Origin of the sequence: Pseudalkalibacillus decolorationis (assembly GCF_024609785.1) — a bacterium.
Classification (GTDB): domain Bacteria; phylum Bacillota; class Bacilli; order Bacillales; family Fictibacillaceae; genus Pseudalkalibacillus; species Pseudalkalibacillus decolorationis.
This window is the reverse complement of record NZ_JANHJQ010000008.1, coordinates 55,723-77,380: the sequence shown is the minus strand read 5'-3', so window position 1 is coordinate 77,380 and position 21,658 is coordinate 55,723. Positions and strand designations below refer to the sequence as shown.

Below are 21,658 nucleotides of genomic sequence, written 5' to 3'. Positions count from 1 at the left end.
AGGAAACCGTTTTCAAACGAGGGGGAGTATTATTAATGAGGAGATTAGCTGGTAAAGTTGCAGTAATTACAGGGGCTGGTAATGGTCAAGGTGCAGCTGAGGCCTACTTATTTGCTAAAGAAGGGGCGAAGGTCATCGCAACTGATATTCAATATGAAAATGTTGAAAGAATGGTGGAGAAAATAAATCAAGAGTTTCCCGAAAGTGCTATTCCTTTGAAACATGATGTATCTTCCGAGGAAAATTGGCAGCACATTGCCGAAGAAGCTGTGAGTCAATTTGGACAGATTACAGTATTGATAAATAATGCTGCTGTTTTTCACACGAAACCTTATACGGAGGTGACGTTTGATTATTGGAATAAAGCATTAAATGTGAATGCATGGGGTCAATTTGTCGGCATCAAAACGATGGTTCCATATATGAAAAAGGCAGGCGGTGGCTCTATTGTTAATGTCGGCTCTATAGCAAGTAGGATCAATGCTAGTGGTTTTTCACCTTATACCGCAAGCAAAGGTGCGATTGAAGCCTTAACCTATTCAGCTGCTAGTGAATTAGGGCCAGACCGTATTCGAGTAAACGCTGTACTTCCAGGTTCAACCATTCGAAAAACGGTGAAGAATGCTCCGACGGAAGAATCCAGACAAGCACTTATTAATGCGATACCAGCTAGGCGGATTGGTCTTCCAGAAGACGTTGCTCATCTTGTTCTCTTTCTTGCAAGTGATGAATCCTCTTATATTACAGGCGCTACTAATATTATTGACGGTGGGCTCTCGGTAAATATTAATCTCCCATGAGTCCTTGTCCCTTCATCCCCAAACGGTCGACATGATTGGTTATGTAGGGACTTCCCCTATTATTTGAAGTGGCTGGTTTTTTATTAGTCATTCAATGTTTTAGAGGGGGCTACTGTAGCGTATACAATACATTCCTTCAAATTCTTCTTTCCCCTTTTCTTCATAATGTGTAAGATCATTTCTAGTAACAACTATATTGACTTTTTTCATATATTTCCTTATCGTGCGTGTTCAATTAAGGAGGACAAAAAGAGCCGAGAAGTTCGAGGCGTGAAAATCTCGAGGACCAGAACGTATGCTTTTAATACGTGAGGACCGCAGAGATCGAACACAAGAGTAACCTACGGAAGCGGTACCTCGCACGCAGGAAAAGTGTTCTCCTTTTTCAAGGAACGAAGAAATTCGACAGCTATTTTTACCGGACTTTTTGAACAACCTCTTATGGTATCACCTTCTACAATCACATTGACGAACCACTCAACGTTTTCAAACCATTGCTTGACCCTTCATCTTCTTCCGCAAACACAAAAAGCGTGTTGTGCTCCAGACCCTCCAGTACTCTTTGCACCTGAACAGGGCACTCGCTTTTCCTGCATGTCCAGCTTCAGCGCCCAGGTGCGCAGATCGCCGCTTCGATTCTTCTACAAAAACCAAAAGAGTGTTGCGCACCAGAACCTTCAGTGCCTTCACCACAGGCATAAGTGCGACTATGATAATTGCCTTCGTATTTACCAAGTCTTCTTTATCACACGTAACCAGGCCGCTTCCGCTTTTCTTGTGTCTAGCTGCAGCGCCCAGCCCCTCGGTCACTTCAGTCCCCCTGCGGCGGCAACACACTGATTTGCATCCTGTGTATTCCCACGCAGGGCCGAACTAGTTTGGACCGAGCCTCCTCGTTGGCCTTCCAGTGACCTTCGGGGCTAACCAGGCCGCCTCCGCCTTTCTGTGAACACAATGAACAAAATGCACGTAATACAATTAAAGTTTCTAATTTTGAAAACGGTTACATTTTAAGGGTGATCCGGTAAGATAGCAAAAGACTCACCTAAAACATTCAAGGAAAGAGGGGGAACGATGAAAAAACAATTTGGTTTTATTTTTCTAATTTTAACGATGGTCCTAGTGACTGCTTGTTCATCTGATTCAGCTTCGAGTGGTGGAGAGGATGGCAAATGGAAACCAGAAAAATCTATTGAAATTGTCGCTCCAAGCGGGGCTGGGGGCGGTTGGGATACGACGGCACGTATGGCTGCTAAAGTATTTGAGGAAGAAAAAATTATTGATCAAGACATTGGAGTTGTGAACAAACCTGGTGGAGGAGGAGCAGTCGGATGGGCGTATATCCACGCCAAAAAGGGGAATCCCCATCATTTGTTTGTCAACTCACCACCGATGATTCTCGTACCACTAAACGGTCAATCAGAGTACGATTATGAGGATTTTACTCCACTTGTGAATATGATTGCTGATTATGGTGCGATTGCTGTCGCGGCTGATGCGAAGTGGGACAACCTTAAAGAATTGTTTGAAGATATGAAGAAAGATCCATCAAGTATTACCGTAATCGGCGCGTCTTCTCCCGGAAGTATGGACCACATTCAGTTTGTAAAAGTGGCAAAGGCTGCGGGTGTGGACATTAAGAAAATTAAATACGTATCAGACCAAGACGGTGGAGCACTGACAGCGGTCTTAAACGGAAGTGCTGATGTGTACTCGACAGGAGTTGCCGAAACGGTTGAACAGGTAAAGGCAGGCAAGCTGAAAGTACTTGGTGTAACGTCTGAAGAACGCCTTGAAGGAGAAGTGTTATCTGATTATCCGACTGCTAAAGAACAAGGTATTGATGCAACATTCGTCAACTGGCGTGGATTCTTTGGTCCACCGGATATGAGTGAAGCTGAAATCAAGTTTTATGAGAAAAAGTTCAAGGAGCTAAGTGAATCCGAAGGCTGGGCAGAAATCAGAGACAAATTTGGCTGGACGGAAATGTATATGGATAGTGAACAATATAAAGAATTCCTTGCCAAAGAAAAAGAAGAACTAAAGAAGTTAATTGATGAACTAGGTTTAGGTAAATAGGTAATCTGATCGGGAGCCGATGGTCATTCATTGGCTCCTTTCACTAAAGGTGGTGCTAGTTGTGTTGAACACATTAAATAAAAAAATGTCTTTATTTTTAATGATCGTTTCGATTGTTTATTTGATTGCAAGCTTTCGTTTGCCGGCATATACGTATGTCCCTGTTGACGCAGACGTTGTACCGATTTCACTCGGATTCATTCTCCTTACATTATCGATCGCACTTTTTTTCAGCAAGGAAGAAGGAACCGGCCAACAAAAGGCAATACCGAAGAAAGAAGTCATGGTCATACTTGCTGTACTTGGGTTTGTTCTTTTATATATTTTTCTTCTTGAAATACTAGGTTTTATAGTTGCGACTGCCCTTTTTATTTTCTTCTGTTCGTGGTTTCTCGGATACAAGAAGTTTATTACTAACGTAATTGTGGCACTGGCAATTCCATTATTCATCTATCTACTATTCAGCAATTTCCTAAAAATAACGTTACCTGAAGGAATGTTACCGTTTTAGAAAGGGGGATCACGATGTTTGAAGGAATATGGACAGGTTTTCAAGTTGCATTTAGTGCGCAGGGACTTCTTTTTGTTTTTATCGGTGCGATCGTCGGAACACTTATTGGAATGATCCCCGGATTAGGACCAATTACAGCTATTGCCGTAATGATTCCGATTACGTATGGGATGGACCCTGCAATGGCGTTACTTTTAATGGCTGGTGTTTATTATGGTGCTGCGTACGGTGGTGCTGCCTCCTCGATCTTGTTGAACGCACCTGGGGAATCGATGTCCGTACCAACCACTTTTGATGGTTATCCAATGGCGAAGCAAGGGAAAGCGGGAAAAGCATTAGCTGTAGCGGCGATCGCTTCTTTTGTCGGAGGGACAATCAGTGTTATTCTCTTAACATTTTTTGCACCGGCGCTGGCCAAGGTTGCCGTTTCATTCGGACCTCCGGAATATTTCGCTTTAATGTTGATGGGACTTACAGCTGTTGCAAGCTTTTCTGATGATTCAACGATCAAATCATTAATTTCAGCAACGGTAGGCTTGATGCTTGCAACGATCGGAATCGATTCGCAAACAGGAACAATGAGATATACATTTGGGAATCCGAATTTGTTAGAAGGAATAGATTTCTTAGTCATTGCGCTCGGTTTATTTGCACTAGCCGAGGTGTGTTCTCTCATTTTAGAACGAAAAGAAAAGGCAGCGAATATGAACAAAATCGGCAGCTTAAGGTTGACGAAAGAAGATTATCGTGAAATGGCGGGACCGATGGGAAGACAATCCGTACTGGGCTTCTTAATCGGAGTATTGCCTGGAGCTGGTGGAACCATTGCTTCATTTTTAGCTTATATAAGTGAAAAAAAGTTGGCGAAAAAACCCGAGGAATTTGGAAAAGGATCCGTAAGGGGCTTAGCAGCACCGGAAGCGGCGAACAATGGATCTTCCAGTGGTGCGTTCGTACCTCTTTTAGGCTTAGGGATACCAGGTTCAGGGACTACAGCCGTCATGCTCGGAGCGCTGATCGTATTAGGAATTCAACCAGGACCGTTATTAATGAGTGATCATCCTGACGTGTTTTGGGGAGTCATTGCAAGTATGTATATCGGCAACATTATCTTGCTTATATTAAACCTCCCTCTAATTCCGCTTTTCGCAAAAATATTGAGGGTACCACGGCCTTTATTGACTTCACTCGTCATCATTTTCTGTCTGATCGGTGTGTATGCAATAAGCTTCAGTACGTTTGACTTATATCTATTAGTCGCATTCGGGATTCTCGGTTTCCTTATGGCGCTTGTGAAATTCCCGCCTGCACCTTTACTGCTTGCCTTTATATTAGGCGGTATGATGGAACAATCCTTAAGGCAAGCTTTGACCATTTCAAACGGAAGTTTCAGTATTTTCGTTGAAAGTCCGATTGCTCTATCACTCCTTGCGGTAGCCCTACTATCATTTATCGTACCGATTTTGAAAAATAGAAAAAAGAAAAAATACGATGTTGATAATCAGATGGAAATTTAACATTTAAAATAATGGTCCTATCCTGCGGTGATTCAAAGCGATAAGTAAATTAAATCTAGCATTTTTGTAAAGATTGAAAGGTGGGCGTAAGACAGATGCAAACGTTAGAGACGAAACAATCGAGTGAAACTGATGAACTGTTGGAGAAGATTGCTGAATATGCCGTCAATAAAAAAATCACAAGTGAAAAGGCGCTGGAGACAGCAAGATACGTTTTGATGGATACGTTAGGCTGCGGTTTTTTGGCACTGCGGCATCCCGAATGCACGAAACATCTAGGCCCAATCGTCCCGGGAATGGTTGTCCCGAACGGAAGCAGAGTGCCGGGGACGCAATTTGAGCTGGACCCGGTTCATGCGGCTTTTAACATTGGCTGTATGATTCGCTGGCTGGATTACAATGATACCTGGCTGGCTGCAGAGTGGGGACATCCTTCTGATAATATTGGCGGGATTTTAGCAACTGCTGACTATATTAGTCGAAAGCGGATTTCCGAAGGCAATGAGCCGTTAACAATGGAAAGTGTATTGAACGCGATTGTGAAAGCACATGAAATTCAAGGGGTTCTTGCACTAACGAATAGCTTGAATCGTCACGGGCTCGATCACGTTTTATTTGTAAAGGTGGCTACCACAGCGGTCGTAACGGCGATGCTTAGTGGGACAAAGCAAGAAGTGATTAATGCAGTATCCAATGCGTGGATCGATAGCTCCAGCTTACGGACTTATCGCCACTACCCAAATACGGGATCAAGAAAGTCATGGGCAGCAGGAGACGCAACAAGCCGTGGAGTTCGCTTTGCATTAATGGCCCTAAAAGGTGAAATGGGCTATCAAACCGCTTTGACAGCTCCAAAATGGGGATTTCAAGATGTGTTATTTGGCGGTGAAAACATTACGTTAAGTCAACCTTTAGAATCATATGTGATTGAAAATATCTTATTCAAAATTTCGTACCCCGCCGAATTTCACGCCCAAACAGCAGCGGAATGTTCGATCTTATTACATGATGATGTTAAAGGAAGGATTGATGAGATCGATAAAGTGAAAATCTGGACACAGGAATCCGCAATTCGGATTATTGATAAACAAGGTCCGTTAACGAACCCTGCTGACCGGGATCATTGCCTTCAATATATTACAGCACTCGGATTGATTTTTGGAACGGTTATGGCTGAGGATTATGAGGATGCTACGGCAAACGATCCTCGCATCGACCAGTTACGTAATAAGATGGAGGTTCTTGAGGATGAACGCTATACGAGAGAATATTTAGACGAAGAGAAACGCTCCATAGGGAATGCGGTTCAGGTTTTCTTTAAAGACGGAACCAGTACAGATAAAGTTGCTGTGGACTATCCGATCGGACACAAGTTCCGTAGAAATGAAGGGATCCCGCTCCTATTACAAAAGTTTTATATGAATCTTGAAACTCGTTTTCCAGGACAAAAAAGCGAGCGAATCTATCAGATGTGTGAAGATCAAAAAGTACTTGAAGCAATGAACGTACATGATTTTATAAATGAATTTGTCATTTAGGAATGGGTGATGATATGAGCTGGATTGTTGGAAAAGAAGTGTCTCAAGAGGAGCTATCAAGCCAGTTTCGAACGTTGATGACACGGAAGCCGATTTTACAATTACCTGGTGCACATGATGGGATGTCTGCACTACTTGCAAAACAGATTGGCTTCGAAGCGATTTATTTATCTGGTGCTGCTTATACTGCTAGTCGTGGATTACCGGATCTCGGCATTGTTTCCTCAGACGAGGTAAGTCACCGAGCCCGAGACCTTGTCCGTGCAACAAACCTACCAATTCTCGTGGATATTGATACCGGATATGGTGGTATTTTGAATACAGCCCGCGCAGCGAAAGAGATGGTTGAAGCAAAGGTAGCAGCGGTACAAATTGAAGATCAAGATCTACCTAAGAAATGTGGTCATTTGAATGGGAAAAGGCTCGTCCCGGTACAGGAAATGGTTGAGAAAATAAAGGTGATAAAAGAAGTAGCCCCTTCATTGGTAGTGATCGCACGAACAGATGCTGCAGCAGTAACAGGGATTGACGATACGATTGCCCGGGCGAATTACTATTTGGAAGCAGGAGCTGATGCGATTTTTCCTGAAGCACTAACCACTGCAGAGGATTTCAAAAAGATGAAGGAAAATTGCAAAGCACCACTCCTCGCTAACATGACCGAATTTGGTCAAACACCGTTTTTTACTGACGATGAGTTTGAAGCTCTTGGGTACAGCATGGTCATTTATCCCGTAACATCCTTAAGGGTTGCTGCAAAGGCAGTCGAGTTGGTGTATGCGGAATTGTTACAAATAGGTACTCAAAAGGGACACACGGAAAAAATGCAAACCCGTAGACAACTATATGAGACCATTCACTATTTTGACTATGAAAAGCTGGATAAAGAAAATTTGGCTAGCGCCAAGCCTTAGCGCAGGTGATCGCCGTAGTTGCGCTTATACTATAGAAAGTATTTTTATATACTTTCTTAACGTGTAAAAAAGTAGCCAAGAAGGAACTAGACTACCTGCGGGACTAATGAAAGTTCTGAACTTAATACGAAGTAAAGAACCATGTATCCTACCTGACACATGGTTTTTTACTAAGATATGAAAGCGCAAAATAGTGTTCGTTTTCTTTGTCGCACTTGTCTATTTAAGGCTATTTTTATTTTCACCGTTGTCGGATTGGATGCCTATTATACTCAAAACCTCTATTATTTCTTTATACCGGTTTGAGATGGTTGATGGGGACACATTGTATTTTCTTCCCAGCTTCGATTGGGTTAACGATCCAGTCCCGTAGTATTGATCTACTAAATATTCCAATGTTGCCGTAAATGCCTCTGGTTTTCTGATTTGTGGCTGGGTGAACTTACAAAAACGTGCCCATATTTTATTGATTGTATACCTTAAGTCGTCAGGATACACGCTTTCTGTGTTTTCATTGAACAAGTGAATGACCGATTCTTCAGTGTAGGATAATTCCTCAAATTCCTCGAAGCTTTCTAATTCCTCACTTATGCTCAAACCTACTGTAAGCGAATGTACATATAAAGCTACCTCTGGAAAGTTCGAATTGATTGTTTCAGGTATAGTATCTAATTGCTGATCTCGTTTAAGGTCTTCAACCAGTTTAAATACAGTGTACATGTCCTCATTTGGGAAAAAGATCGGCGGTACAATTAGTGGTGATTTTTCCCCTATAGGTAAAAGTAAACCTAAAAAATGCAACCCGACTAATGAATCTTTCAGCTCCGGAAATTTGATAATTTGTTGTTCTTCCGTCCAGTAGTCACTAACATAGTAACGCTGACCTTTTATATGTTTTACTACCACGTAAATGGATGGTTTTGTGCTCTTCCATTGTCTAATAATCTCATCTTCCTCAGTGCTGAGGGGTTTGATTTCGCTAAATCGTTCCGTTGGAGTCTTATTGAAGGATATGGGTAAGTTGAATACAGCCCACAGGATTAACACATCCATTAAGTTGCCCCGAAATTCTTTTTCAATTATTGATAGGTCAATTCTACGCTCTATGGAATCGACTATTTGATTGTCATAGTCAGTAAACGAAAATTCCATTATGCGGTCAAAGAGAGTTAGGTAAGTACGTGCACGTTTCTCTTGTAAAAAATCGACCACATTATTTTTTTTAGGTAAACAACACTTCTTGTACTTTTTTCCGCTGCCACACGGACACGGGTCATTTCGATTTATTTTTACCATTGTAAAGCCTCCACAGAATAATCTGACCCAATCATAACATTTTGTCTTTATAAGTAGAAAATTAGTGAAAGGGCTAGCTGTTCTATTTTAAAATATCATGTGTAAATGGATAGGGTATGTATACATTAAGTAGGAGAATAGTTTGACTTAACAAAGATATCAGAGTTTCAAGAAAATTAATTCTATGGTATATTTATAACTAGTTGTTACAAAATTGTTACGATTTAATTGAAATTACGAACATCTTAAAGGGAGGTCAATGTATGAAAAAGTTTAGTTTTATCTCATTATTTCTCATTCTATCGCTTGTATTAGCGGCGTGTGGTTCTTCAGAAGGAGAAAACGCTGGCGGTGGTGAAGAAGGCAAGGTATACAAAGTCGGAGTGGATACGACTTACCCACCATTTGAGTTTAAAGAAGGTGGAGAGTACAAGGGAATCGATATTGATTTAATCAAAGCAATTGCGAAAAACCAAGGCTTTGAAATTGAATTGAAACCGATGGATTTTGGGGGTATCATTCCAGCACTACAAGCTGGTGAGCTAGATATCGCAATTGCAGGAATGAGTATCACGGACAAGCGTAAAAAGGTAGTGGATTTCTCAGATCCATACTTTGATGCTGGTTTAAGTCTTGTAGTAAAAGAAGGTAACTCTGAAATTAAATCAGTTGATGACCTTAAAGGAAAAACAGTAGCCGTTAAAAAGGGAACAACGGGTGCCACTTATGCCTTAGAAAACAAAGATAAACTAGGCATTGAACTCACGCAGTTTAACGATAGTCCATCTATGTTCCAGGAAGTCGCGAACGGTAACGCCGACGCGTTAATTGAGGATTATCCAGTAATCGCATATGCAATCAAACAAAAAGATCTTGGACTTGAAATTGTTGGGGATCGTCTAAATGGTGACCAATATGGGATCGCAGTTCTTAAAGGTGAAAATAAAGATGTGTTAGAAAAGATTAATAAAGGTCTCGCAGAGCTGAAAGAAAGCGGTAAATATGACGAGATACTTAAAACTTACCTCGGGGAATAAATCGTAAAGTTTAAAGAAAACTTGGCTAGCGCCAAGCCTTAGCGCAGGCGATCGCCTTAGTTGCGCTTATACTATAGAAAGTATTTTTATACTTTCTTAACGTGTAAAAGAAACGCGCGAGTAGCGCGTTTTCTTTTTTGAAAGGAGAGGGAAAAATGGATACAATTATAGAAGCATTACCGTATTTATTAGAAGGTCTAAAGACCACACTTTATGTTTTCATTATTGCCCTTATTATAGGATTTATTATTGGCCTTGTTATGGCTTTGTTCCGTTTAGCACCTTTGAAAATATTAAACTGGATAGCGACATTCTTTATTGATGCCATTCGCGGGACACCGTTTATCGTGCAATTGTTCTTTATTTACTTTGGACTTAACTCACTTGAATGGGTATCGATGGACAGTATAACAGCTGGGATAGTGACGGTTGCGATTAATGCAGGTGCCTACTTGGCCGAGATTATTCGTGCAGGGATCATGTCGATTGATAAGGGGCAAAGTGAGGCAGCAAGATCCCTTGGTTTATCGGGTGGTCAGAATATGCGTTATATTGTTTTGCCACAGGCATTCAGAAGAATGCTTCCTGCGTTTACGAACCAATCGATCATCAGTCTTAAGGATACATCATTGCTTTCAATCATCGGTATTGCCGACTTAACTCAACGTGGTGAGGTTCAGATGGCTGCTACATTTGAACCGTTTAAGATTTGGTTTGCGGTCGGTATAATCTACTTTATTGTCATTTATATTTTATCAATTCTAGCAAACTATATGGAAAGGAGATTTGAACTCCGATGAGTATGATTCAAGTAAACAATCTAAAGAAATCATTTGGGGATCTCGAGGTCCTTAAGGATATTAATGCGGAAGTGAAAGAGCAAGAAGTGGTTTGCGTTATTGGTCCTTCAGGATCTGGTAAGAGTACATTTCTTCGTTGTTTAAACCGTCTTGAAGAAATTACAGGCGGTCATGTGATTATTAACGGCCATGACATTACAGACAAAAATGTGAAAATCAATCAGGTTCGTCAGGAAGTTGGAATGGTGTTCCAGCAGTTTAATCTTTTCCCTCATAAAACGGTTCTTGAAAACATTACACTTTCTCCGATTAAAGTCAAATCTCAATCTAAAACCGCAGCAAAGGAAAAGGCACTCGGGTTATTGGAAAAGGTCGGCTTAAGTGAGAAGGCTAACAGTTACCCAGGTGAATTATCTGGTGGTCAAAAACAACGTGTTGCGATTGCTCGAGCACTTGCGATGGATCCAAAAATCATGTTGTTTGATGAGCCTACATCAGCACTTGACCCAGAAATGGTTGGGGATGTTCTTGAGGTTATGAAACAGCTTGCTCAAGAAGGTATGACGATGGTAGTCGTAACACACGAAATGGGATTCGCAAGGGAGGTAGGGGATCGAGTAATCTTCATGGACGGTGGATTTATTGTGGAAGAAAACGTCCCGCACGAACTGTTCGGTAATCCTCAGCATGAGCGGACAAAGGCCTTCTTAAGTAAAGTTCTTTAAGAAATAGATGTATAGTAGTAAAAGAATGAGGGTCAAAAGGCCTATTTGTTAGATGTGTATCTAATTACTATTTCAAAATAAGAAAATCGATGAGTTTTAACTGTTAAATTTTATAAAATAATAGGAAACGCACTACTCATAACCGGGTAGTGTGTTTTTTTTTTTGCAGAAAATAACCTTTTTATTTGAGCATTTTTAGAAATTAAATTGGAACATAACAAGGTCGATATACCTATTCGGAAGGTTGATAATGGACAGGAGATAATTGAGAATAGTTCTCAAGGTTCATTGACGATGATAATCATTATCATTTAAGGTAGTTGAGGAAAGCGCTTATTGAAAATGATTATCAATTACGAAAGGGAGTTTTCATATGACTATAAAAGAACAAGCAACGAATCGTTCATTATTGGATCAACAAGAGCGTCGCGAATCCAATGCTAGATCTTATCCTCGAAGAATTCCAATTGCAATCGAAGAAGCGGAGGGGATCTTTGTAACAGATGTTGATGGGAAACGTTACTATGATTGTTTAGCGGGGGCTGGAACGTTGGCGTTAGGTCACAATCACCCAGTTGTTATTGAAGCAATGGAAACGGTGATCCGTGATAAACGTCCTCTACATACATTAGACATTACGACCCCTGTAAAAGAAGAATTCGTCAACGAAATCTATTCGAATCTTCCTGTCGGATTTGCAGAGCGTGCGAAAATCCAGTTTTGCGGTCCAACAGGTGGAGATGCGATTGAAGCAGCAATGAAACTGGCTAAAACTGCAACAGGTAACCGAAGTATCCTTTCTTTTCAAGGAGGTTATCACGGTGCTACACATGGAACGATGGCGATAAGCGGTAATTTGGGTCCGAAGCAAAAAGTTCAAGGATTAATGCCGGATGTTCACTTTCTCCCATACCCCTATGCATACCGGTGCCCATTTGGGATGAGTGGTGATGAAGGACATTACATTAGCAGCCATTATATTGAGAACCTGCTCGATGACCCGGAAAGCGGGATTCTCCCACCAGCAGCGATGATTTTAGAAGTTGTCCAAGGGGAAGGCGGTTCAATTCCGGCACCAATCGAGTGGCTGCAAGAAATGAGAAGGATTACGAAAGAACGTGGAATCCCATTGATCGTTGATGAAATTCAAACGGGTATCGGCCGAACAGGAAAGTTTTTTGCGTTTGAACATGCTGGGATTGTCCCAGACATGATTGTTTTATCAAAAGCAATCGGGGGCAGCCTTCCTTTGTCAGTCGTCATTTATGATAAGGACCTAGATCAATGGGGTGCGGGTGCACACATTGGAACGTTCCGTGGTAATCAAATGGCGATGGCTGCTGGTACGGCAACGCTTAAATATGTGAAAGAAAACGAACTTCCCGAGCATGCAGAGCGGATGGGGGATATCATTCAGTCTTCGTTGAAAATTCTCCAACAGACGACTATAGAAATCGGTGATGTAAGGGGACGCGGGCTGATGATTGGTGCTGAAATAATTGATCCTAACAAATCACAAGCACGAAATGGGAGTTATCCAGCAAATCCTGAACTTGCAAGCCGAATCCAAAAAGAATGTTTCAACCGTGGTTTGATTCTTGAGGTGGGTGGACGACATGGTTCAGTTGTCCGATTCCTACCACCGCTTATTATTACTCGCGAGCAGGTGAATGAAGTTATGGTGATCTTTAAGGATGCAGTCCAAGCTGCCTTGCTTAAGGGTGAGTAAACGTGATGAATAGTACTGAGAAACGGATGGATGTTAGGAAAGAAAATGTTGATCGATTTACATTTGATTCACTGTTTTTGCATGGTGGAGAGGGGATTGCTGCATATGACCATGCAACCCGTCTTGTTTCTAAAAAGCTAATAGATGTGTTGTCTGATGAATCGAAACCATACATCGGAAAATCTCCTGCGGCAATCGAACATGAAATTAAACAGTTAGAGATTGCAACAGAGCAAGGTGATACGTTGGAGAATTTGCTTGGGGACATAGAAGAGACAATTCTCAAAAGTAATATCAATATCTTTAATCCGAAAAGTGTGGCTCATCTTCATTGTCCACCATTGTTACCGGCATTAGTAGCGGAAATGATTCTCACCGTATTTAACCAGTCGATGGATTCATGGGATCAAAGTACAGCTGCAACCTACTTAGAAGAGGAGATGGTCAACTGGCTTACCCGTCAGTTCAAGCTTTCTTCTAAGTCAGGTGGAACGTTCACAAGTGGTGGGACCCAGTCTAACTATATGGGTCTCCTTCTAGCCCGGGATGCATTTTGTATGAAGCATTGGCAGCACAACATTCAAATGGATGGTTTACCGGGTGAGGCAAATAAGCTACGAATCCTTTGTTCAGAAAGTGCTCATTTTACTGTGAAAAAATCAGCCTCACAGCTTGGCCTTGGGGAGCGTTCAGTTGTTATGGTGAAAACGGATGAGCAGCAACGGATGTGTATGCAAGATTTGCAGACAAAGCTGAATCAGATCGAGGAAATTGGGCTTTTACCATTTGCATTGGTTGGTACGTGTGGGACGACTGATTTCGGAAGCATTGATCCATTAGAAGAACTGGCTGACATTGCGAAATTGCATAAGCTCTGGTTTCATGTTGATGCAGCATATGGTGGTGCTCTCATCCTCAGCAAATCTCATGCGGACCAATTATCTGGAATTGAACAAGCGGATAGTATAACTGTTGACTTTCACAAGCTCTTTTACCAACCGATTAGTTGCGGAGCGTTTCTTGTAAATGACCAGCGGAATTTTCGGTTTATCCATCATACAGCTGATTATTTGAATCCAGAGTCCGATGAAGAGATTGGCATCGTCCATTTGGTATCTAAGTCGACACAAACGACACGGCGATTTGATGCGTTGAAACTGTTTATGTCCCTTCGAATCGTCGGAACTGAACGTTTTGCAGCGATGATCGATGGCACATTCCGCCTTGCTCAGGATACCGTTAAGGAAATAGAGGAGAGAGAAGCCTTTACGGTTATCAATACTAAACCCGAGCTGAATGCAGTTGTGTTTCGATTTCAGCCTGCTTTTTTAAACGACTCGAAACTAAACGATCTGAATAAAGCGATTCAAAAAGTAATGTTTGAGAATGGAGAGGCGGTAATGGCAAAAACCGCAGTGAATGGGGCGACCTTTTTAAAATTCACATTATTAAACCCACGAACAACGATGAAGGATATTAACGAAATCCTTACAAAAATTGAGGAACACGGAAGCAGGTTAATCGCAAATGGAGGTAAGAACCTTGACTAATTCGAAGCAAATTGCAGAACAGGCGACAATACAAAGCTTTCTTAACTGTTATTTACGTGAAACAGGCCACTTTTTTGAAAAGAAGATGGATGATGAGCTGAGAGTCCGTATCGGTGGTGCGGAAAGCGAGATTGAGAAAATCATTAGCTGTCCGTTGGCCCACCAGAATATCGAGCTGATTGTACCTATCCACACTTGGTCATTGACTGGAAGGCACTTGTTGAACGATCCGGTTTTCTACAAAATGACCGATCACAACGAACTGCTCGAGCTTGATTATGTAACGCTTGTTTCCCTTATTACGAAAGAGTTGATGATTGAACAATCGATGGTTGGAGCAGAGGACGAATTGATCCTTCGGGTTATCTTAAGCTGTCGGAACATTAAGCGATACATAGAGGGGCGAATCGAGGATGCGGTATCATTATCCGATACAGATTTTCATTTTATCGAAGCAGAGCAATCGTTGCTGCTGGGACATTTACTGCATCCAACACCGAAAAGCAAGCAGGGAATAACCGAGATAGAGGAATTGATCTTTTCCCCAGAGTTGAAAGGCGAATTCCAGTTGCATTATTTTAGCGCGGATCCTTCGTTAGTACTTGAGGATTCCAGTATCTCGCAACAGGCTTCAGAAATCGTGAAGGATGAACTGCAGCGGGATGACTTCGTTGATCATGAATGGATGAGTAAATATGAAAATCGAGTGTTAATTCCAATACATCCGTTACAAGCAAGAGATCTAATGGAAAGGTCCAAAGTGAAGGAGTCTATCGCTAAAGGGACACTCGAATATTTGGGTACTATTGGGCCGAAGTATACGGCAACTTCCTCATTTCGAACGTTGTATAACAAGAATTCCGATTATATGTTGAAGTTTTCAGTACCCGTGAAAATCACGAACTCGTTACGTGCGAATTTGCAGAAGGAATTGGACCGTGGGGTGGAAGTAGCACGCCTAATGGAAACAGAGCTAGGTGATTACTTAAGAAAATCATTCCCATGTTTCAATATCGTGGAGGATCCCGCGTATTTGAATATTGACTTTGGTGACGGGGAGACGTCAGGGTTTGATGTCGTTATCCGGAAAAATCCTTTTAAAGGTGTTGCTGGTCAGCAAGCAAGTCTGATTGCAGGTCTCTGCCAGGATCATGCGTTTGGAGGAAATTCGCGAATCCGAGCAATTATCGAAGAGATTGCTGTTAAAGAGAACCGAACATTGGAAGACATAAGCCTCGATTGGTTCGAACGCTATATGAACGTTGTCGTTGATCCGATCCTGTCGCTCTATCATCAGTATGGGATTGCAGTCGAAGCCCACCAGCAAAATTCAGTCATTCAATTGGAGGATGGTTATCCAGAACGTTTTTATTACCGAGATAACCAAGGCTACTATTATTGTGAATCGAAGGCAGATCAACTTGTGAAACTATTACCTGATTTGAATCGTAAAAGCCAAACCATTTGTGCCGACGAAGTAGCGGAAGAGCGGTTGCGTTATTATTTCTTTTTCAATCATTTATTTGGGTTAGTAAATGGATTTGGCGTGAGCGGACTTGTAGGGGAAGGGGAGCTGTTACGATCTTTACGAGTTAGGCTTGAGAAACAATTAGAGGAAAGCGGGAATTCATCAAGTCTTTTGAAAAGTTTACTAGAGGAGTCTGAATTGCCGTGTAAAGCGAACCTGCTCACTCGTTTTCACGATATGGATGAATTAGTCGGATCACTTGAAACGCAATCTGTCTATACGAAGATCGCTAATCCGCTTGTACAAGGAGTGGAGCTAGTAAATGGAAAGTGAATATCAAGTCTACAATGACATCATCCAGAAAACGATATCCTTTATACCGGTTGACTACGAACGAGATTTGGAATTGATTTATAAATGGATGCACGAGCCACATGTCATTCCTTATTGGCAATTGAATATGCCGTTCTCGAAATTTGAAGTTCATTTAAAACGTGCTCTCGATGATCAACACCAAACGCTTTATCTTGGTTACATGGACGGGGTGCCGATGAGCTACTGGGAGGCTTATTGGGTTAACGGGGACGTTGTTGAGAAATGTTATGAGCCGGAAATGAAAGACCAGGGTATCCACCTTTTGATTGGGGAAGCAGATTTTCTAGGTAAAGGATATTCCCAGCAGGTGCTTGAGGCTATGGTGGAATTTCAATTTCGAGAAAGTGAAACCCAAAAGGTAATCGCCGAGCCGGATATACGAAATGACAAGATGATACACGTATTTGAAAAGTGCGGATTCAAAGCAATTAAACCGATCAAGCTGCCAGATAAAACAGGTTTACTCATGTTTTGTGACAGAGAACGGTTTGGGAGGATGAGGAAGAATGACAGGACGAAATCAAGAACCGGATCACATCTATGATCTGATCGGTGTCGGAATTGGACCGTTCAACCTCGGTTTGGCTGCATTGTTGGATGAGGTTGATGAAGTGGATGCTTTATTCTTTGATCGAAAGAATACGTTCAATTGGCATCCAGGTATGTTGATTGATGGAACGACACTGCAGGTGCCTTTTTTTGCGGACCTAGTCAGTATGGCGGATGTTCGAAGTCGTTACAGCTTCCTGAACTATTTGCAGGAACACGACCGGATGTATCAGTTTTATTTTTTGGAAAAGTTTCATATACCGAGAAAAGAGTATAACCACTACTGCCAGTGGGTCGCTGACCAACTTGAGTATTGCTGGTTTAGAATATCAGTGGAAAACGTAAGAATGATTGATCAGAATGGGACAAGCTTATACGAGGTTCGGGTGTGGAACGAGGATGCAGGTGAATTCGAGACGTATTTGACAAAAGATTTAGCTATTGGGATCGGGTCATCTCCTACCGTACCGGAGTGGATGAAGCCACATTTAGGAGATACGGTCTTTCATTCAGCCGACTATTTGAATCGTAAAAATACGTGTATGAATGCAGATTCAATTACAGTGATCGGCTCTGGTCAAAGTGCTGCCGAGGTATTTTATGACCTTGCGAAGGAACAAGAGGAGCGGGAGTATTCACTGAACTGGTATACACGCTCGCAAGGGTTTTTCCCAATGGAATACTCAAAGCTGGGTCTAGAATATTTTTCACCTGATTTTACCGATTTCTTTTACGAGCTGCCGCAGTTTAAAAAGGACGGGCTGATTAAGCAACAGGATCTCCTATATAAAGGGATCAGCGCAGAAACAATTGCTGATATTTATGACCTATTGTATGAACGTTCAATTGGAGGAGAAAAACCCGCTATTCGACTTCAGGCGATGATGGAACTGAGCAAGATGGAGCAGAAGGTGAATGCTTGGGGCCTTGACTTTACACATACAGTGACCGAGGATACAGTTTCAGACTCATCCGATATCGTCATTCTTGGTACGGGTTACAATTCTACTGTTCCAGAGTTTTTAGCCGGTTTAGAAGATGTAATCGATTGGGATGTACAAGGACGTTATCAGGTTTCTCGGGATTATCGGTTACAAATGAAGCAGGAGAGTAGAAATGAGATTTTTGTACAGAATGGGGAGTTACATACACACGGAGTAGGAGCGCCTGACCTCGGCTTAGGTGCGAACCGAAACGCAGTTATTATCAATCAGTTGGCTGGGAGTGAAATTTACCCGGTGCGATCAAAAAATGTCTTCCAAACATTCGGTGGTATGAAAAAAGGCTTGAGAGAGTTGGCTCGGGTATAAGAATAAGAGGCTCGAGCGCCGAAGATAGAGGCTCGGGCGCCGAAGATTGGGGTCCGAGAGCCGGACAAACAGTCCTAAGCGCCGAACAAACAGCTTCAAGCGCCGGACAAACAGGTCCAAGCGCCGGACATCTAGTCTCAACCGCACAATATAGTTAATTTAATCGAGGTTTTGGATACAAAACCATCAGGTGGCACACCAATTTTAGAGTAGAAAGTAGGGTTACTATGCGTTTTAAGAATGAGATTAATGCAGTGTTAGAAAAAGAAAAATGGCAGTTGGTAAACAAAAGATTAGTAGGAAAGATGCTTTCAGAATATATGTATGAGGATATGATTCACCCGGAAATAGTTGAAACGATCGGGAAACAATCAACCTATGAACTCACTATTTCTAGCATGAAGAGATATCGATTCAGTGCTATCCCAAGGCTTTTTGACAGCTTTGACGTCCAGCCTGATTCCATTCAAGTTTTAAAAGATAAAGAGTGGGTCGCCGTAACGAGTGCGATTGAGTTGCTTCTTGATCTGAAACCGTTGATCGGAATGACTTCCGAGACAACGGCTCATTTAACAAAAGAATTGAACCATACCTTGCTTGCAGATGCTCATATCTTAACAAAAGATTCGAAGACTTCAGATGAGCTGATTCACGAGGATTATCGTTTCATTGAGGGTGAGATGACGGGACACCCATGGATCACTTACAACAAAGGCAGAATTGGTTTCGGTTATGACGACTATCTCGATTATGCTCCTGAAAATCAGCGGGATGTGAAGTTATCGTGGATTGCAGTTCACAATAGTCGAGCATCGTTCCAGGCTGTCGAAGGGAAAGCAGTGGAGGAATTGCTTGAAGGAGAGCTGGATGCAGTAACACGTCAGCGTTTTGAACAGGTTTTAACTGAAAAAGGATTGAATCGGACAGATTACTTTTTTATGCCGATTCATGAATGGCAGTGGAAAAATGTTATCATCCAAAACTTTGCTGAAGACCTAGCCATTGGGAACATCGTTGCCCTTGGAGATGGTGATGACTCTTATTTGCCACAACAATCGATTCGTACATTTGTGAATCAAAGTGATCATAACAAGCACCATGTCAAACTTCCGATGAGCATCCTCAATACACTAGTTTATCGTGGACTTCCGTCTGAACGAACACAGATTGCACCCCAAATCACAGAATTTATTAAAGGCATTCATGCACAGGATTCATTTTTAAAAGAGGAATGTCGAGTGATCTTACCGGGTGAAATTGCGAGTATTGACTATGGGCATAAGTATTATGAGGCTTTGAATCATGCCCCGTATCAATACTTGGAAATGCTTGGTGTTATTTGGCGCGAAAGCATATACACCTATCTTGAAGATGGCGAGCAGGCGATTACGCTCGCAGCATTGCTTCATGTAGATAAAAACGGGAAGCCTTTTGTTGAAAGCTTGATTGAGGAGTCAGGATTGACAGCGGAAAAATGGATGGCGCAATTTTTCGAGGTTGTGATGAATCCATTGCTTCATTTTATGTATCAGTATGGGACGGTCTTTTCACCGCACGGACAAAATACGATTCTTGTACTGAAAGGCCATCACCCACACCGATTGGCAGTGAAAGACTTTGTAGATGATGTGAACATTAGTGACCAGTCTTTTCAAGAGCTTTCCGGATTGAGCGATGAGTTGAAGGCGGTATTACGCAGCGAACCACCAGAAGGATTAACACAATTCATTTTCACAGGATTATTCATTTGTCACCTCCGTTACTTATCAAGCATATTGGATTCCAAGGAATTATTGGGCGAAACTGAGTTTTGGAGGATGCTGGCTGAGTCGATCCAGAATTACCAGTCACGTTTCCCTGAACTAAAGGAACGATATGAGCTGTTTGATTTCTTCAAGCCAGAGTTGACGAAACTGTGCTTAAACCGTAATCGCATGGTCGATTATGGTTATGCAGAAGGAGACGATCGGCCACACGCTTCCGAATTCGGCAAAGTAACGAATGCCTTGGCACAATTCAGCCTCGTCTAATTGTTCCACTGAAGGTTAATAGTGTAACCAACAAAAATAGCCCTGTTAATTCAAATGAACCAGTTCCTTGCCTCAGTGTTTGGTCGTGATTTAGGGGTATCTTTCTATCACTCACTTTTTTCGTGGGATGGAAAGGGGAACGGGGGCATGGATGTTATTGACGACACCACAAAAATCAAAACAAAGCGGAAAGCAGAGCAAGCGAGTAATGATGTAAAGCCTTGGATTAGGGGATTTGCACGGTTTGGATATATGTCTATGGGAATGGTTTATATATTAATTGGAATTTTAGCAATGATGGCAGCTGCAGGAGTAGGAGGTAAGACGACGGATACAAGTGGAGCCTTTGCATCTGTTGCAGCAAAGCCATTTGGCGAGGTTTTATTGTGGGCGGTTGCTGTAGGGTTAATCGGTTACGTTATGTGGCAAGCCATTCAAGTTTTCCTAGACCCGGAGAACAAAGGCACTGACTTTAAAGGGCTATTCACCCGTCTCGCCTATTTAATAGCTGCAACTATCTATACATTCATTGCGTTAAAAGCAGCAAAGATTGCGTTGCATGCTGGGAGCACGGGTGGATCTAAACAAACGTGGACTGCAAAGCTTTTAGCTCAACCATTCGGTCAATGGATTATAGGGATCGTGGGTATAATTATCATCGGATTTGGTTGTTATCAAATTTATAACGGATCACTAGTGTTGCATTAAACAAAACTTAATTATAAAAATACTCAAAATCTTCAATAATTTAATTTTGTGCAAAGAAAAAGTCCTTTATAATGGAAAAGTCAGGTGCTAACCCGTCCAAATCCACTAAAAAGGACCAATCTCATGGACAAGATTACACCAAAAACTTCATTTGGACAATGGTTTTCACCGATAAATCTTCAATTATTTGAAGAGAACGTGAAAACGATGAAATTAGATCATTATACGAAAAAACTTACGACGGATTCATTTTTAAAGTTACTGCTTTTTGCACAGCTGCACGAAACGGAAAGTCTACACGCGTTGAGCGATTGTCTTTTCGATGACCAGCTACAAATCGGTACGAACCTAGATTCAATTCGTGTTTCACAGCTGTCACGACGACTCAATACGATCAATCCAGAGATCTTTCAACGGTTATATCTAGATTTAGTCGTTCAAATTCAGAGGAAAACGAACCATGCAAAAATCACCATGCCTTTAAAGATCATTGATTCGAGTACATTACCACTTAATTTAACGAATCACAAATGGGCTAAATTCCGTAAAACCAAGGCTGGCGTGAAGTTACATTTACGCCTTGTGTTCGCGGAAAAAGGCGTATCGTATCCTGAAAAAGCTGTCCTTACCAATGCGAAAGAACATGATCGCAGTCAGCTTGAAGTCATGGTAGACGATAAAGAATGCATGTACGTCTTTGACCGTGGCTACCTGGATTATGA

The 21,658-nt window shown here is 41.9% G+C and carries 19 protein-coding genes; 17 read left to right on the top strand and 2 right to left on the bottom strand.

The window, feature by feature from the left end:
• Window positions 1-35: 35 nt before the first annotated feature.
• Entirely contained in the window at window positions 36-800 is a 765-nt protein-coding gene (locus tag NON16_RS09390) for an SDR family NAD(P)-dependent oxidoreductase (protein WP_257348665.1), read from the top strand.
• 486 nt (window positions 801-1,286) lie between these two features.
• On the opposite strand, the gene NON16_RS09385 is transcribed toward NON16_RS09390, so the two are convergent.
• On the bottom strand, window positions 1,287-1,610 hold the full coding sequence (locus NON16_RS09385) for a hypothetical protein (protein WP_257348663.1): 324 nt from the start codon (window positions 1,608-1,610) through the stop codon (window positions 1,287-1,289).
• Window positions 1,611-1,874: 264 nt separating this feature from the next.
• On the opposite strand from NON16_RS09385, the gene NON16_RS09380 reads away from it, so the two are divergent.
• The 5 genes from NON16_RS09380 to prpB all read left to right on the top strand — a co-directional run bounded on the left by NON16_RS09380 (window position 1,875) and on the right by prpB (window position 7,359).
• The gene (locus NON16_RS09380; protein ID WP_257348661.1) at window positions 1,875-2,879 is read left to right on the top strand and encodes a Bug family tripartite tricarboxylate transporter substrate binding protein; all 1,005 of its coding nucleotides are present in this window, start codon (window positions 1,875-1,877) and stop codon (window positions 2,877-2,879) included.
• A gap of 61 nt (window positions 2,880-2,940) precedes the next feature.
• A complete protein-coding gene (locus NON16_RS09375) occupies window positions 2,941-3,390 on the top strand; it encodes a tripartite tricarboxylate transporter TctB family protein (RefSeq protein WP_257348660.1) in 450 nt (149 codons plus the stop codon).
• 14 nt (window positions 3,391-3,404) lie between these two features.
• Complete coding sequence (locus NON16_RS09370) at window positions 3,405-4,907, top strand: tripartite tricarboxylate transporter permease (protein WP_257348659.1); 1,503 nt, start codon at window positions 3,405-3,407, stop codon at window positions 4,905-4,907.
• Between the two features lie 95 nt (window positions 4,908-5,002).
• A complete protein-coding gene (locus tag NON16_RS09365) occupies window positions 5,003-6,445 on the top strand; it encodes a bifunctional 2-methylcitrate dehydratase/aconitate hydratase (protein ID WP_257348657.1) in 1,443 nt (480 codons plus the stop codon).
• A gap of 14 nt (window positions 6,446-6,459) precedes the next feature.
• Window positions 6,460-7,359 carry a methylisocitrate lyase gene (gene prpB, locus NON16_RS09360; protein ID WP_257348655.1) on the top strand — a complete coding sequence of 300 codons (900 nt, stop codon included), beginning with the start codon at window positions 6,460-6,462 and terminating at the stop codon, window positions 7,357-7,359.
• Window positions 7,360-7,578: 219 nt separating this feature from the next.
• Here prpB and NON16_RS09355 read toward each other — a convergent pair whose 3' ends face one another.
• The gene (locus NON16_RS09355) at window positions 7,579-8,655 is read right to left on the bottom strand and encodes an SEC-C metal-binding domain-containing protein (RefSeq protein WP_257348653.1); all 1,077 of its coding nucleotides are present in this window, start codon (window positions 8,653-8,655) and stop codon (window positions 7,579-7,581) included.
• Between the two features lie 263 nt (window positions 8,656-8,918).
• On the opposite strand from NON16_RS09355, the gene NON16_RS09350 reads away from it, so the two are divergent.
• The 11 genes from NON16_RS09350 to NON16_RS09300 all read left to right on the top strand — a co-directional run.
• Window positions 8,919-9,692 carry a transporter substrate-binding domain-containing protein gene (locus NON16_RS09350; protein WP_257348652.1) on the top strand — a complete coding sequence of 258 codons (774 nt, stop codon included), beginning with the start codon at window positions 8,919-8,921 and terminating at the stop codon, window positions 9,690-9,692.
• Between the two features lie 155 nt (window positions 9,693-9,847).
• Complete coding sequence (locus tag NON16_RS09345; protein ID WP_257348650.1) at window positions 9,848-10,492, top strand: amino acid ABC transporter permease; 645 nt, start codon at window positions 9,848-9,850, stop codon at window positions 10,490-10,492.
• Window positions 10,489-11,217: an amino acid ABC transporter ATP-binding protein gene (locus tag NON16_RS09340; RefSeq protein ID WP_308216596.1), complete on the top strand. Its 729-nt coding sequence runs from the start codon at window positions 10,489-10,491 to the stop codon at window positions 11,215-11,217. The genes NON16_RS09345 and NON16_RS09340 overlap by 4 nt, the downstream gene beginning before the upstream one ends.
• Before the next feature lie 373 nt (window positions 11,218-11,590).
• On the top strand, window positions 11,591-12,946 hold the full coding sequence (locus NON16_RS09335; RefSeq protein ID WP_257348648.1) for an aspartate aminotransferase family protein: 1,356 nt from the start codon (window positions 11,591-11,593) through the stop codon (window positions 12,944-12,946).
• Window positions 12,947-12,951: 5 nt separating this feature from the next.
• Window positions 12,952-14,496 (top strand): pyridoxal phosphate-dependent decarboxylase family protein, encoded by a 1,545-nt coding sequence (locus NON16_RS09330; RefSeq protein WP_257348843.1) that lies wholly within the window; start codon window positions 12,952-12,954, stop codon window positions 14,494-14,496.
• Window positions 14,489-16,297: an IucA/IucC family protein gene (locus NON16_RS09325; protein WP_257348646.1), complete on the top strand. Its 1,809-nt coding sequence runs from the start codon at window positions 14,489-14,491 to the stop codon at window positions 16,295-16,297. Before NON16_RS09330 ends, NON16_RS09325 begins: the two co-directional genes overlap by 8 nt.
• Window positions 16,298-16,319: 22 nt before the next feature.
• Window positions 16,320-16,883: a GNAT family N-acetyltransferase gene (locus NON16_RS09320; protein WP_257348842.1), complete on the top strand. Its 564-nt coding sequence runs from the start codon at window positions 16,320-16,322 to the stop codon at window positions 16,881-16,883.
• The gene (locus NON16_RS09315; RefSeq protein ID WP_257348644.1) at window positions 16,846-18,198 is read left to right on the top strand and encodes a lysine N(6)-hydroxylase/L-ornithine N(5)-oxygenase family protein; all 1,353 of its coding nucleotides are present in this window, start codon (window positions 16,846-16,848) and stop codon (window positions 18,196-18,198) included. The genes NON16_RS09320 and NON16_RS09315 overlap by 38 nt, the downstream gene beginning before the upstream one ends.
• A 227-nt stretch (window positions 18,199-18,425) precedes the next feature.
• Complete coding sequence (locus NON16_RS09310) at window positions 18,426-20,228, top strand: IucA/IucC family protein (protein WP_257348642.1); 1,803 nt, start codon at window positions 18,426-18,428, stop codon at window positions 20,226-20,228.
• A 147-nt stretch (window positions 20,229-20,375) separates the two neighbouring features.
• Entirely contained in the window at window positions 20,376-20,936 is a 561-nt protein-coding gene (locus tag NON16_RS09305; RefSeq protein WP_257348640.1) for a DUF1206 domain-containing protein, read from the top strand.
• Between the two features lie 123 nt (window positions 20,937-21,059).
• The coding region (locus NON16_RS09300) for an IS4 family transposase (protein ID WP_257348638.1) at window positions 21,060-21,658 on the top strand (599 nt) is incomplete at its 3' end.

Coding starts and splice junctions, on each gene's coding strand:
- NON16_RS09315 (WP_257348644.1), top strand. CDS start 16,846: ATGACAGGACGAAATCAAGAACCGGATCACATCTATGATCTGATCGGT.
- NON16_RS09355 (WP_257348653.1), bottom strand. CDS start 8,655: ATGGTAAAAATAAATCGAAATGACCCGTGTCCGTGTGGCAGCGGAAAA.
- NON16_RS09380 (WP_257348661.1), top strand. CDS start 1,875: ATGAAAAAACAATTTGGTTTTATTTTTCTAATTTTAACGATGGTCCTA.
- NON16_RS09310 (WP_257348642.1), top strand. CDS start 18,426: ATGCGTTTTAAGAATGAGATTAATGCAGTGTTAGAAAAAGAAAAATGG.
- NON16_RS09350 (WP_257348652.1), top strand. CDS start 8,919: ATGAAAAAGTTTAGTTTTATCTCATTATTTCTCATTCTATCGCTTGTA.
- NON16_RS09390 (WP_257348665.1), top strand. CDS start 36: ATGAGGAGATTAGCTGGTAAAGTTGCAGTAATTACAGGGGCTGGTAAT.
- NON16_RS09340 (WP_308216596.1), top strand. CDS start 10,489: ATGAGTATGATTCAAGTAAACAATCTAAAGAAATCATTTGGGGATCTC.
- NON16_RS09305 (WP_257348640.1), top strand. CDS start 20,376: ATGGATGTTATTGACGACACCACAAAAATCAAAACAAAGCGGAAAGCA.
- NON16_RS09370 (WP_257348659.1), top strand. CDS start 3,405: ATGTTTGAAGGAATATGGACAGGTTTTCAAGTTGCATTTAGTGCGCAG.
- NON16_RS09345 (WP_257348650.1), top strand. CDS start 9,848: ATGGATACAATTATAGAAGCATTACCGTATTTATTAGAAGGTCTAAAG.
- prpB (WP_257348655.1), top strand. CDS start 6,460: ATGAGCTGGATTGTTGGAAAAGAAGTGTCTCAAGAGGAGCTATCAAGC.
- NON16_RS09330 (WP_257348843.1), top strand. CDS start 12,952: ATGAATAGTACTGAGAAACGGATGGATGTTAGGAAAGAAAATGTTGAT.
- NON16_RS09335 (WP_257348648.1), top strand. CDS start 11,591: ATGACTATAAAAGAACAAGCAACGAATCGTTCATTATTGGATCAACAA.
- NON16_RS09365 (WP_257348657.1), top strand. CDS start 5,003: ATGCAAACGTTAGAGACGAAACAATCGAGTGAAACTGATGAACTGTTG.